Source organism: Borborobacter xinjiangensis, from assembly GCF_047739745.1.
Taxonomy (GTDB): Bacteria; Pseudomonadota; Alphaproteobacteria; order Rhizobiales; family Rhizobiaceae; genus Pseudaminobacter.
In genome coordinates this window covers 14,103-26,325 of the sequence record NZ_JBLLVA010000012.1, presented here as the reverse complement: position 1 = coordinate 26,325, position 12,223 = coordinate 14,103, and the positions used below count along the sequence as shown (strand labels likewise).

Annotated in this window: 11 protein-coding genes and 1 pseudogene; 6 read left to right on the top strand and 6 right to left on the bottom strand. The window is 56.3% G+C overall.

The window, feature by feature from the left end; all coding sequences use genetic code 11:
- Positions 1-48: 48 nt before the first annotated feature.
- Positions 49-585, bottom strand: a pseudogene (locus ACLKMW_RS14180) (AAA family ATPase).
- A gap of 374 nt (positions 586-959) precedes the next feature.
- Between ACLKMW_RS14180 and ACLKMW_RS14175 the strand changes: the two are divergent.
- Entirely contained in the window at positions 960-2,252 is a 1,293-nt protein-coding gene (locus ACLKMW_RS14175; protein WP_415725108.1) for an Nramp family divalent metal transporter, read from the top strand.
- Between the two features lie 1,171 nt (positions 2,253-3,423).
- Here ACLKMW_RS14175 and ACLKMW_RS14170 read toward each other — a convergent pair.
- The 3 genes from ACLKMW_RS14170 to ACLKMW_RS14160 form a co-directional block, all read right to left on the bottom strand.
- On the bottom strand, positions 3,424-3,747 hold the full coding sequence (locus ACLKMW_RS14170) for a hypothetical protein (RefSeq protein WP_415725107.1): 324 nt from the start codon (positions 3,745-3,747) through the stop codon (positions 3,424-3,426).
- A 344-nt stretch (positions 3,748-4,091) separates the two neighbouring features.
- A complete protein-coding gene (locus ACLKMW_RS14165) occupies positions 4,092-5,270 on the bottom strand; it encodes a M24 family metallopeptidase (RefSeq protein WP_415725106.1) in 1,179 nt (392 codons plus the stop codon).
- 14 nt (positions 5,271-5,284) lie between these two features.
- Entirely contained in the window at positions 5,285-6,058 is a 774-nt protein-coding gene (locus ACLKMW_RS14160) for a GntR family transcriptional regulator (protein WP_415725105.1), read from the bottom strand.
- Positions 6,059-6,292: 234 nt separating this feature from the next.
- Between ACLKMW_RS14160 and ehuB the strand changes: the two genes are divergently transcribed.
- From ehuB to ACLKMW_RS14135, 5 genes are read left to right on the top strand one after another with little or no spacing between them, the layout of a single operon-like run.
- Positions 6,293-7,177: an ectoine/hydroxyectoine ABC transporter substrate-binding protein EhuB gene (gene ehuB / locus ACLKMW_RS14155; RefSeq protein ID WP_415725104.1), complete on the top strand. Its 885-nt coding sequence runs from the start codon at positions 6,293-6,295 to the stop codon at positions 7,175-7,177.
- Positions 7,178-7,190: 13 nt separating this feature from the next.
- Positions 7,191-7,850, top strand: a complete 660-nt coding sequence (locus ACLKMW_RS14150; protein ID WP_415725103.1) for an amino acid ABC transporter permease — start codon at positions 7,191-7,193, stop codon at positions 7,848-7,850.
- Entirely contained in the window at positions 7,840-8,499 is a 660-nt protein-coding gene (locus ACLKMW_RS14145; RefSeq protein WP_415725102.1) for an amino acid ABC transporter permease, read from the top strand. Before ACLKMW_RS14150 ends, ACLKMW_RS14145 begins: the two co-directional genes overlap by 11 nt.
- 24 nt (positions 8,500-8,523) lie before the next feature.
- Complete coding sequence (locus tag ACLKMW_RS14140; RefSeq protein WP_415725101.1) at positions 8,524-9,267, top strand: amino acid ABC transporter ATP-binding protein; 744 nt, start codon at positions 8,524-8,526, stop codon at positions 9,265-9,267.
- 22 nt (positions 9,268-9,289) lie between these two features.
- On the top strand, positions 9,290-10,297 hold the full coding sequence (locus ACLKMW_RS14135; RefSeq protein WP_415725100.1) for a succinylglutamate desuccinylase/aspartoacylase family protein: 1,008 nt from the start codon (positions 9,290-9,292) through the stop codon (positions 10,295-10,297).
- Between the two features lie 32 nt (positions 10,298-10,329).
- On the opposite strand, the gene ACLKMW_RS14130 is transcribed toward ACLKMW_RS14135, so the two are convergent.
- Both ACLKMW_RS14130 and ACLKMW_RS14125 read right to left on the bottom strand, forming a co-directional pair.
- Positions 10,330-10,884, bottom strand: coding sequence for a GNAT family N-acetyltransferase (locus tag ACLKMW_RS14130; protein ID WP_415725099.1), 555 nt, complete (start codon positions 10,882-10,884; stop codon positions 10,330-10,332).
- Between the two features lie 67 nt (positions 10,885-10,951).
- Positions 10,952-11,644, bottom strand: a complete 693-nt coding sequence (locus ACLKMW_RS14125) for a winged helix-turn-helix transcriptional regulator (protein WP_415725098.1) — start codon at positions 11,642-11,644, stop codon at positions 10,952-10,954.
- Between the last annotated feature and the right edge of the window lie 579 nt (positions 11,645-12,223).

Below are 12,223 nucleotides of genomic sequence, written 5' to 3'. Positions count from 1 at the left end.
GCGTTCCAGCTGCTGTTGGCCCGCACGGACATTCCCTTTCAAACACTCTCAGGTGCACCTCAGACGCAAACGCCCGCTTTCCACCGCCTTGCCGATTGCGTCGCAGGTTTCGTCAGCGCTCAGGCCCGCTACCGACAGCGCATGGCCTTCCTATGCGCCAGATCCCCCAATTGCTGGTGCGGGGCAGAAATTGAATGGAATCGGAAAGGGTATGGCCGCCTCGCTTGCGGCATCGTCTGATTGCCTCTTCCAGATCTGGACGAAGGACGACACAGTGCAGAGCCAATCCCAAGTTTCGGAACGCGTCCAGAAACCAAGTTCCAATGAAGCCATCCACCAGCACGAAGTAGCCGCCCTTGCATAGCGGGCCGCAGCCCCGGCCACCAAGTCGATTACTGTTGCATTCTGGTTGTGGACTTCGGTTTGCCACGGCGGAATCGAACCTGCTTTGATGAAATGCCAAAAGTCATCCGAATGGAGGTGGACCTTCGGGCTGCCGGGCAGTTGCGCGATGCTGTTCGCGGCCGTCGTTTTGCCTGAACCAGGTGTTCCTGTCAGGATAAGGATTTCTTTGGGCTTGAACATCTTGCGCTTTTGGTCTGGTCGTTCGCCGGTTGCTCTCGCGGCACGCGGCGGTGCGCGTAGCGACCTCGCGGACCCGATTTCATCTGACATTCGTCGCGATTCAAGTGGCGACAGGCGGATTTGTCGATGTTTGATCGATTCCGGCTTACCGAGACACAGCTCAAGCGTTCAAGCCAAGCTTCATCTGGCGACGTGACGAATGCGCGGTTGGTGCGCGTGCCTGGAACTTGGAACAAAGTGGCCCGTTGCGAGGTTTCAAGTGCCGCCAGGCGTTCTCCGAACAGGTTTCACTCCCGTTCTGCGGTGCATCTATTGGATAATCGCTCTCGACCTCTCGTCGTCCTTATGCATTACGCTCTTAGTGCGTGGGCGCAATGACGCAACGCGATCGTAACGCCAGTCCAAAAAAGGAACACAAGAAAGACGGGATAGGGCGAGCACTTGGGCTCGGCCTCATCACGGGTGCCGCTGACGACGATTGCTCGGCGATCGGTACCTATGCGAGTGCCGGCGCGCGCTTCGGCCCGGACCTGCTTTGGACCGCTCCTGTAACGCTCCCGATGATGTACACTGTCGTGTATCTCTCGTCGAAGCTCGGGCAGGTTTCTGGCCGAGGCCTTTTTCATGTCATCAAAGACTTCTACCCACGCTGGCTGCTCTGGGCCGTCCTCCTCGGCGTGCTGATCGGCAACACGATTGAAGCAGCCGCCGATCTCGGCGGCATGGCTGCATCCATCAACATCTTCCTTCCTGTTCCAATTCACCTCATCGTAATCGTCGTTGCGGCCGTGATTTTCGCTCTCCAGCTTTGGGGCTCTTACACACTCATACGCAACATCTTCCGCTGGCTTGCACTGGCCCTGCTTGCCTATGTCGGCTCGGCCGTCATGGCTAAACCGGATATGGCAGCGGTGTTGTGGGGCACTATTGCTCCTAAGGTCGAGTTCAGCCGCGAGTTCCTGTCCATCTTGGTCGCTATCATCGGCACCACCCTTTCAGCATATCTCTACACCTGGCAGTCGAATGAGGAGGTGGAGGAAGAGATTGCCGAAGGCAGAACGGCATTGAAGGAGCGCAAGGGCGCCACCGAAGGTGAACTGCGCCGCTCCCGGCGCGACATTCTGATCGGCATGACCTTTTCCAATCTGATCATGTACTTCATTATCCTTTCGACCGGGTCTACACTCTATGAGGCCGGTGAGCACGACATCGAGACCGCCGCTCAGGCAGCGGAAGCTCTGAAGCCACTCGCAGGTGCAGCCGCGGGTGTGCTGTTCGCGGCAGGCGTGATCGGGGTCGGCTTCCTTGCAGTTCCCGTCATGACGACGGGTGCCGCATACGATTTGGCGCAGGCGCTTGGATGGGAGCACAGTCTCCATGCTAGGCCGCGTGAGGCGCCAAAGTTCTATGCCGCGATCGGCGTTTTCACATTAATCGCGGTAGGGCTGAACTTTCTGGGCTTTAATCCAATGAAAGCGCTCGTCTGGTCCGGCATCGTGCAGGGCTTTTCCACGCCGCCGCTACTTCTTCTTATCATGCTTATGACGAACAATCCCAGGGTCATGGGAGACAAGGTCAACAGCCGCACCACCAACGCTCTGGGATGGATTACTACGGTCGCGATCTTTTCGGCCTCATTGGGGCTTGTGGCGACATGGTTTATTTAGGCCGTCGCGATGCTCACGCTCCACCTCAAAAACCTGCGAGCATTTAGACGCGAGTCAACAGCGTGGGGGCGCAATGTTATGGGGTGCGTTGGGTGCCGGAGGGCAGAAGGCATTCCTTTACCGGCTAAATCGGCGCCAGTTCTGCTGTTCGGGGCTTCTCACCCCCATTGTAGAAGCGCAAAGTGATCAGATGTGTTGCAGGCTGGCGCCCGCCCGTTGGAGGGAAACTGGCAGCCCAGCCCTTATGTCATGCCAATCTCAGCTTCTAGAGGGAAGCGGACCACTCGTTCGATGAGAGCGAGATTGCATCAGGTGTCAGTTTTTGCAATGTATGGCTTCACTGCCAGGGACGGCACGGAGTTGGGCGCCAGCCTCTTACCGTGGCCCGTACGCGGGTTCCCAACAACGTCCGGCGGTAATGCATAGCTCTTCCTGCGCCGGACGCGGGAGGTTCTGGCATGGAATCATGGAAAATATCTGAAGAGACCGGGTTGTGGGATTTTGCCGATCCAGCAGCCGCGGCGGAAATGACTCTCAGGCTTTTGGGGGCATCCGCCCTGACGACTGCTGCATGGGGTGCTTTTACGGCACACTGCGATGATCGACTAGGTGATTATAGATTCTGGTCGGCAGTATTTGCGGCCCTGAGCCAAGTTGCCGAGCCTGATGGGGCACCCGGGCTACGGAACTGTTAAGCTGCATCGGCAGAATGGCGCGTCTACGAGCGCGTACTGCCTGATTTCGGTGGATGGTTTAGACCTCCCAGTGCCCGTGGAAACGAGTGGAAAGTGCGCTTCCTCTTAAACCACAAACCTTGATAGGCCTACCAGGCGTAGGGGTATCGTTGTTCTAGAGACGTTCAAGCCACTCGCGATGCGGAAAACAGCGTTAAACCGTTCCTTAGGCTCCCGCGCGGGGTCATCAATAGTCGCCGCTCGGGTTTCTTGTTACCACCATGGCGGCGACCGCGTCGCCTCTCGCACGATCTTGCCTGATAAATCCACCACGCAAACGCTGCTCTGTTCCAGCGAGACATCAATTCTTGCAGGATAGTCCATGGTTGTCCCTCGCTTGATGCTTGGGGCGGACATAATCAGACCCGTTCAACATCATCACTCTGAGGGACAGCCGCCTTCTTGGCTATTGGAGCAGCGCGGTCCCATTACGGCATCTAGGCCTCTAGCTCTTCCTGCGGAATGTCATCAAATCCAGTGATCTTACCTATGTTACCAAAGTAACCAGGAGCCTCAGGGTCTGCGACCCCACCGGGTGCATCGTAGCCGTCAAACACGATACCCTCATATGGCGAAGCTAACCTTCTCAACAGCCGATGTTCACCAAATAGCTCGCCAAGGTACTTTCCACCTCTGTCGACGAATATTTGTTCCTTCTCCAGGTATCGACCGATGTTCCTTCCGCTTGGGCTATACAGGTAGCCTTCCACCAAACTCGCAATGTGCTTACCACCGCTGCTGAACAAATGCTTCTTCTTCACCTCAATCTCCAGACTTTCGGTTCGGACTGCGCTATACGGTGTATCCTTGAAATAGATGGAAGGTATTCAACTTTCGTAGAATGCTGTCAGGGTTGAAATCGAACCACGCAGTTCTTCGGCGGGGTTTTCTTGCCCTGCCTTTACGGCGCTTTCCGCTTTCACGCCAATCATCGAACAGCCGGTCGATGCGCTTGCCGTGCGGCTGGAGCCGACGCGGCTGAATGTAGGTGAGTTCCGTGGATATTTGCTCAGTTGCAAGCGGTTATTGGATTGCTGGATACTCCGGACAATCAAACCGACATGATTGACCGTGGGTGCTCGAGATTGATGCCGATTGGCACACTTCACCTAATGACGGGAAGCTCTGCTGGAGAAATCTCGCTTAGAAATTCTACTCCCTGCTCACCAACGTAAATCACCTCCTCGAACTGAAAAACCGCACCATCGAGTTCGAGTTTAGGCTCCAAATGCAAAATCATTCCCTCCTTGATGACTTGCGGATTATTTTTGCTGATTGAGGGCGGCTCTGTCACTTCCAGCCCACCTCCGTGCCCGATACGCGACACCATGCCGTAGGCCGGCGGCAAATCTGCAGATCGCCATAAATCTTCAAAGACATCGAAAAGATCGCCGCACGTCATGCCTGACTTGGCGCTTCGGGCAAGCGCAATCGTCAGGTTTCGTGTCGTCTCATAGGCTTTCATCTCCCAACTTTCTGGATCTCCACCCCTGGCGATCCTGTTGCGATCGGCTGGATAGCCGCCATAAGGAGCCCGAAAATCTGTCCATAGATAATGCCCGACTTCCAGGCGCCGCTGCGACGGCAGCCTGCTGTAGATGAAGTCCCCTCGCCCGAAAATCATGGCAATCTGATCTGCACGATCTGCTCCGTTGTCCATGATATGTGCCTGGAGGGTCCGGCACAAATCTGCTTCCGAGACACCGAGGCGGGCCCCTGCGATAACACGGTCGAATGCTTCGTTTACGATCGCAAAGGATTGTCTTTTCAGCGCGGCCTCGAACGGTGTCTTCTGCATACGTGTGCGCCACAATGCAGTGGCGCCGCTTTTCAAGGTCACGTCGCTGCGTGCTGCCATGTCTGCGACGATCTCGACACATCCGCGTCCGAACATGTCTTGGCCCCAATCAATGGCAATTCCCAGCTTCCCCGGGCCTCGGTAGGCCGGGAGTGTGGCCAGCAACGTCTGCGCGCCTTCGGCGAGATAGCCCTGATAGTAGACCGTTGAAAAACGGCGCACCTGCGATTCGAGATTCCTCGCCTCGATCCGATTGGCGCAGATTATAAACCTTTGTTCATCAATCAAACCAAACAGCGGTCGGGCATTGTATGCCCAGGACAACGTCCTGTAGTCCGTGAAATATTCAATGTTCTTCTGCCCGGTAAGAAGAAGAACATCAATTCCTTCCACAACCATTTCTCGCCGGATGGTGTTCAGCCTGTTGTCCAGCTCAGCAGGATCCGTCGCCGGTACCGGCGACGCCGGCACAACTGGGTTTTCCATTATGTTTCCTTTCGTTATGAGGGTGAGCGATCTGGTTTGTTGCGCTTGCGCTCGGCGCGAGAGGGGCCAGTCCGTCCTCGTTTGCTAAGGTCCAGGTCCACAGTGCAGGCCAATCGGTCGAATGGTGAGGCTGCGATGCCGAGCACGAAAAGGGCCGGATCTTCTGTCGCCAGCCTATAAAGCCTGCGCAGCATGGGATAGCCGTTGGGGATCTCAAAGACTTCCTGGGCATCTCGCGACGCCGGCGCCGCGTCTATCAGGAGCTTGCTCGTGGTAAAGTGGACGTCACGCTCCTCCAGCGCCTCCATGATGAGTTTGGAGGCGAATACGGCCATGACAGCCTCGTCGAACTGAACGGGCAAATACGACGTATCGTGCATCACCGCCGTTTCGCCGATGCTGATGACTCTGCGAATGCAGAGCATGGGCCGATCCGGCGGGTCGAAAATAGCAAAGGCGGGATCTTTGGCCTTTTCATTCGATATCGAGAGCAATTGTATCGTCACATCGAGCCCGAGGCGTCTGGCGTCTTCAAGCGAGTTGAAGGAGAAGCCGAGGTCGCGGATGAACCGGCTGCGTTCGCGCACAAAAGTCCCAAGCCCCGCAACTGCACGCAAGACGCCAGTTGTTTGGAGGTCTCGCAAGGCTCGCTTGACCGTGATCGCGCTCACCCCGAAGGCTTCGGCGAGTTGCGCAGTTGACGGCAGCGGCTTTCCTGCAGGGTAAGTGCCGTCATCGACGCGCCGCAGAATCTCTCGGCGGATCTTTTCATGTAGCACGCCACTCATCGTTTTTCCTTTGTTCGCGATCCCTTTTGCAGACGACCGCGCGTAGCGCTCTATCTGCGGCAGGACATAAAAAGTTCATCTAGAGTTCATAAACATTGACACACTTGGTATACCTAGTCTACCTTTAATCGCATCGTCGCCACAATGGAGCAGAGCTGATTATCGCTTCGGACCCGGCGACACCCATTAAGCCGGCGACATTCGCAATACCGGCTCATTGAACGGGAGGAAGAAATGATGAGAAACAGCATCCCGCACCTATCAAATCTAACAGGCTTTCTGTTTGCGTTGCTGCTGGTTCTGGGCGCACACCCCACGCCGGCATCTGCGACGCAGAGTACGAAGGAGCGCGTTCTTCAAAACGGTACGTTGATCATCGGCATCCACAACCGCGCACCGTGGGGTTATCGGGATGAAAAGACTAACGAGCTCTCCGGATGGCACCCTGACCTCATGAAGGCGGCATTCGCCGATCTAGGCGTCAAGGAAATCGAATTGCGCGTTACGGAATTCGGTGCCCTCATTCCCGGGCTGCTTGCGGGAAGGTTCGATGCTATTGCCTCGGGTCTCGCCATCACGCCCGAAAGATGCAAACAAGTCGCCTTCGGCACGCCTGACCTCAAGGTGCCGGACGCCGCGATCGTTTTGACGGGGAATCCGAAAGCGATCCACAGCTACAGCGATATCGCGTCCCGACAAGACATTGTGATGGGGGCAGGAAGAGGCAGCACCACCGCCAAGCACGCGGCCGCCGCCGGTGTCCCTGAAGAGCGCATGCTGCTTTTCCCGGATGTGGAGTCCAATCTTTCCGCGCTTCGAGCAGGCAGAATTGATGTCACATTGTTCTCTTCGCCGACGGTTATCGGCCTTCTTTCGCAAGGCAGCGCCACTGACCTTGAGCGGGCAAGCCCTTTCACCGTGCCTGAGAGTTCGGCGAACTACGCCGCCATTGCCTTCCGTCTGGAAGATCGCGAGCTGCGCGACATCTACAACAGGAGACTGGAGACGCTGAAAGCCGATGGAACCCTGGGAGGGCTCATGAACAAATATGGTTTCGGCGATCCTGAAGCGGTGCCACCCGGCCTTACCGCAGACCAGCTCTGCGGCAACAGCAACTGAGTTGGGCCCGCAGATGACAGTCTTTCAAATATGGCTCGGAATCTTCGAAGGGTTTCGTGTCACGGCACTTGTGACCTTGTACGGCCTAGTTTTCGCTATTCCCTTCGCACTGGTCTTCGGCATCGCGCAATTTCTTGCAAACGGGCTGCTGCGCATGCTCGTGACTGCGATCATCGAGTTCTGGCGCAGCTCCGCGGTAATAATCCTGTTGTTTGTATTCTTCTATGCTCTGCCCGTTTTCGGCATCGAGCTATCTGCCATGACGGTAAGCGCCATGGTACTCGGGCTCAACATTGGCGGCTATGCCAGCCAGGCGGTGCGGGCGGGATTGCAGGCCATAGATCGCGGTCAAGTCGAAGCTGGCCGCGCGCTCGGTCTTTCCCGACGCAAGATACTTATGCTGGTGGAATTGCCCCAAGCCCTCGTCGCGATGGCGCCCACGTTCATGAACCTTCTCATCCAACTGGTGAAAGGAACGTCGCTGGTATCGCTCGTAACACTCACCGATATGACCTTCCGCGCCAAGGAAATTTCCCAACTCGAGTACAATCCTGCAGGCATTTATACCTCCCTACTGCTCGCCTATTTCGTGGTTTGTTACCCGATAGCTTTGATTGGCCGCTGGGTGGAGGTGCGGATCGGTATAGCCGGGAGGCTTCCAAGTGAGCTATGATTTCGCATTTGCCCTGACCACCATTCCGATCATAACGGGTGTGATCGGCACAACCTTGGGCGTTGCTCTGGCAAGTTGCGTCGGCGCCGTGGCGCTTGGCTTTACCTTAGAAATCACTCGCCGAACCGGGCGCGCTCTCGGCTGGGTAAGCCGCTTTATTGTGGACTTCATCCGTTCGACACCGGTCTTGGCCTGGCTCTATGTGCTTTATTTTATCCTGCCATTCTATGGAATTCGGCTGCCTGCCCTTGTGGTGGGAGTTCTTGGCCTCAGCGTTTATTTCAGTGGTTACCTGGCCGAGGTCTTCAAGGCCGGCATCGATGCGATTCCGAAAGGACAGCAGGAAGCAGCCGTCGCCCTTGGCTTGAGTCGCCTCGACACCGTTGCTTTCGTCCTGGCTCCGCAAATGCTGCGCAACATAGCTGCGCCGCTTGGAAACTATTTTGTTTCCATCTTGAAAGCCACGCCCTACCTGGCCGTCATTGCCGTCCCTGAAATGCTGGGCCGCGCATTTGACATCGCCTCGGACACCTATCGCTACGCCGAACCTCTGACCGTTGCCGGTCTCCTGTTCCTGGCCCTGGCTCTCGTTGCCGCACACGCGGTGAAACGGCTTGAGGACAGGATGTTTCGGTCCTCGCGCCGCTAGACCACTTTACAAGGACACACGAAATTGCACTCCACCCCTCATGCTGTCGAGATCACCGCGCTTAACAAGTGGTATGGGAATTATCACGTGTTGAAAGACGTAGAGCTTCGCATAAACACAGGATCCCGCGTCATTATCTGTGGCCCATCAGGATCCGGCAAATCGACATTGATCCGCTGCATAAATGGGCTGGAAGCCTATCAGGAAGGTTCCATTTCCCTGCACGGCTGTCAGCTGGGCTTGAATCCGGGACAGAGTGCACAGTTGCGACGCACGACCGGCATGGTGTTCCAGAGTTTTAATCTCTTCCCGCATCTTACTGTCCTCGCCAACTGCACACTTGCGTTGAGGCGGGTCAGAGGAAAATCAAAAGGTGAAGCAAACGAAATTGCCCTACATTATCTGACACGGGTTAAAATTCCCGATCAGGCTTCGAAGTATCCGGCCCAACTGTCCGGTGGTCAGCAACAGCGAGTCGCGATTGCGAGGGCGCTATGCATGAACCCCCAGCTCATGCTGTTTGACGAACCGACGTCGTCGCTAGATCCTGAGATGATCAAGGAAGTCCTGGACGTCATGGCCGATCTCGCTCAGACCGGCATGACAATGCTGTGCGTCACTCATGAAATGGGTTTCGCCCGCGAAGTAGCCGATCAGGTGATCTTCATGGACCAGGGTCGCATTGTAGAGCAAGCGACTCCTGAGAAGTTTTTCTCTTCGCCTGAGAACGAGCGGACGAGACATTTCCTCGACAAAATTCTCCACTGATATCTACTTGGGAACGAGCATCATGCAAGCCATAACCAGGATCTGGACGCCCGTCGACTTCAACGCCGAGGGCAAGCAAACCGACTGCCTCAGGCTCCCCCATTCGACCGACGTTTCGGCCTACGGTTGGATTCCCATCCCTCTGGTTTGCATTCGCAATGGTGAGGGCCCAACGGCGCTGCTGGTTTCAGGCAATCACGGCGATGAATACGAAGGCCAGGTCGCTTTGCTCAACCTGGCCAGGATGATCAGCCCAAGCGACCTGCGCGGGCGACTGATCATACTGCCCGCCCTCAACTACCCAGCTGTGGTTGCGGGCCGCAGGGTTTCGCCAATTGATGAAGGTAACCTCAACCGGATGTTCCCTGGAGGAGCGTTCGGATCGCCAACGCAGATGATCGCTCACTACGTAAGCGAGGTGCTGTTTCCGCTGGCCGATGTCGTTATTGATCTGCATTCTGGCGGACGTTCGCTTCAGTATGTCCCCAGTGCACTTGTGCGCCCCGGCCGGACCGATGAAGAAAGCGCACGGCTTCGCAAATTGCTGGAAGTCTTCGGCGCACCGATAAGCTTCGTCACCGATGGCGCTGGTGGAGGTGGTCTGACGACGCTTGCAGCGGCGGCGCAAGATAAAAACATTCCAGCCCTGACCACAGAACTTGGCGGCGGTTCCACACTGTCCAGAAATGGCCTGGAGCTCGCCGAGCAGGGAATTAGACGCGTGCTCAAGCATTGCGGCATACTGCCCCGTATTGTGATCGAAAAAGCGCGAGCGACACGCGTGATGAAAGTTGCCGGGCGAAGCGCTTTCGTCTACGCCCGCTCGCGTGGGATCTTCGAGCCTGCAGCAAAACTCGGTGAGGAAGTTCAGGCAGGGCAAGTAGCCGGCTCAATACATCACTTCGATTGGCCAATGAGGCCGCCTGAAACATTGCATTTCGAAGCGTCGGGAGTGGTTGCCTGCCGGCGCGCACCATCGCTTACCAATCCAGGAGATTGTCTTTTCAAGGTGATGGCAGACGCCGGTTGATTCAACGATCGCACTGGATTTTGGATTCACGTCTATTGTGGTGTCCGGACACGATACAAGGGGTACGTTAACACCTCCAGCTCGCCCAAAGGCCCTTCAATGCGCCTGCCACTGTCCACGTACCCAACGCTCATATAAAGCCGGATGGCTGCAGCGTTTCGCAGGTTGACCGCGAGTTCCATATAATTTGCTCGCGGCCGGTTTTCTGCGCACCATTGTGTTGCCAAGATCAATCCATGCCGACCGTAGCCGTTGCCTTGGAATTGCTGGCCTATCGAGAAGTTGTGAATGGTGATTGCACCGTCGCTTGCCCAAACGGGTAAGGCAAGGCGCTCCTTGAGAATGAAGAAGCCAACAGCTTGCTCGTCTTCCACGATTGCAAAGGCATGTTGCATGTCAGGATAGCGGGCATTTTGAAGGGACCGAAAAACAGATGCTGGCGGCCCTCCAGCGAACTGGCTTTGCACATGGTCCAACATGAGCCCCGCTATGACGGCGCTGTCCCATATCGTAAGCGATTTAAGTTGAAGCGGCACAAGCCCCTCTTTGATCGGCAGCCATGATTGCGCGGCTTGCAGCGATCGCAATCACGCAATTTCGGTAGTGCCCGGACTGTCACAGGACGGTGCGCCTCCATAACCGGGGATCGCTTTTTCACATGTCAGTTGTGGCGAGAGCATATCCGGCTGAACGCACGGTGCGGATCAGGTCCTTATTCATGGCTTGCTTCAGCATCTTTCGCAGTTTGGCGACATGCACATCGACGCTGCGCGCGTCCACTTGCCGGTTGTCCGGCCACGCAGCCTGTACCAGTTCCTGTCTGTGGAAGACTTTCCCCGGTGAGCGCATCAAGTGCCGCAAGAGCCTGAATTCGATTGGAGCCAGATGGATGTCGCGATCGCCATAGCGGACACGATAGGTTTCAAGATCGAGTTGAAGCCCGTCGTGATTGAGACTTTCCGGGCCATCGGTCTGGCTGCGGCTCGTTGCCCTCGCTGTTCGCAGATAGGAAAGCAAATTTGCCGGCGCGAACGGCCGGATGAAGCATTCGTCGATCCCGGCCTTGAGGAGTTCAAGGTGTTGGATGTCTGCTTTTGGCGCAACCAATGCGGCAATCGATATGTGTCGAGTTGCTTCGCCATGCTTCAATTGCTTGCAAAGCGCAGGGGCGGACTCGTCATCCGCTTGGCAATCCACAATGACCGCAACAGGCTTTTTGTCAGCACACAGCCGACCGGCAGCTGATCGTGCAGCCAGTTCGCATGAAAAACCGTCTGCATCCAGTATGTGGCTGAAGATCAGGAAAAACTCCGGATCCTGAGAGACGATCAGGATCAGCGGTTTCATTGATTGACCATCTCCGGATTCATGGGCCAAAACTAGCGAAATGCACAGTGCACAGCTCACGTCCACTCGCCAATTAGAACCTACACTCGCATTTACGGAGTTGTCGCGCTACCCGCGGGCGAGCCCGCCGTCCTTGCCGAACCATCGGACGACGGCCTGATTTTGAGAGAAGTGGCATACGGCGCCACGTTTGCGCACCGTTTGCGCATAGGGGCTGCGGCTTGCGCGCCGCCATCGGCCTCTGTCGACTGATCACCTGCCGCACACCCAAGCCGCCGAGAATCACGGAGAGTTCGGATGGACAACCTGTTGAACGCTTACATATGAGGGCCGGTCAGCGTTGAAATCAATCTTAAGAGACCACTCAAATCCTTCGAGTGAGCGCTGAATAATTGCGACCTCCCTAGAGGTGAATATCTGGCCTCTTCCTATGGACAAGGCCATGCAATAAAGGACCTTCTGCAGCGCATCCGCCGATCCCAGCGCCTTCTGCCGCACAAAGCGCCGGCGCGCCATGTATTCAAATGCACGGGCCACTTGAATACTCGAACGCTTCAAGGAAGAAGTCCCGACGCCAGG

Bases quoted from the DNA above. Each gene is read 5' to 3' on its own strand.
- ACLKMW_RS14175 (WP_415725108.1), top strand. From the start codon at position 960: ATGACGCAACGCGATCGTAACGCCAGTCCAAAAAAGGAACACAAGAAA.
- ACLKMW_RS14165 (WP_415725106.1), bottom strand. From the start codon at position 5,270: ATGGAAAACCCAGTTGTGCCGGCGTCGCCGGTACCGGCGACGGATCCT.
- ACLKMW_RS14160 (WP_415725105.1), bottom strand. From the start codon at position 6,058: ATGAGTGGCGTGCTACATGAAAAGATCCGCCGAGAGATTCTGCGGCGC.
- ehuB (WP_415725104.1), top strand. From the start codon at position 6,293: ATGATGAGAAACAGCATCCCGCACCTATCAAATCTAACAGGCTTTCTG.
- ACLKMW_RS14150 (WP_415725103.1), top strand. From the start codon at position 7,191: ATGACAGTCTTTCAAATATGGCTCGGAATCTTCGAAGGGTTTCGTGTC.
- ACLKMW_RS14135 (WP_415725100.1), top strand. From the start codon at position 9,290: ATGCAAGCCATAACCAGGATCTGGACGCCCGTCGACTTCAACGCCGAG.
- ACLKMW_RS14125 (WP_415725098.1), bottom strand. From the start codon at position 11,644: ATGAAACCGCTGATCCTGATCGTCTCTCAGGATCCGGAGTTTTTCCTG.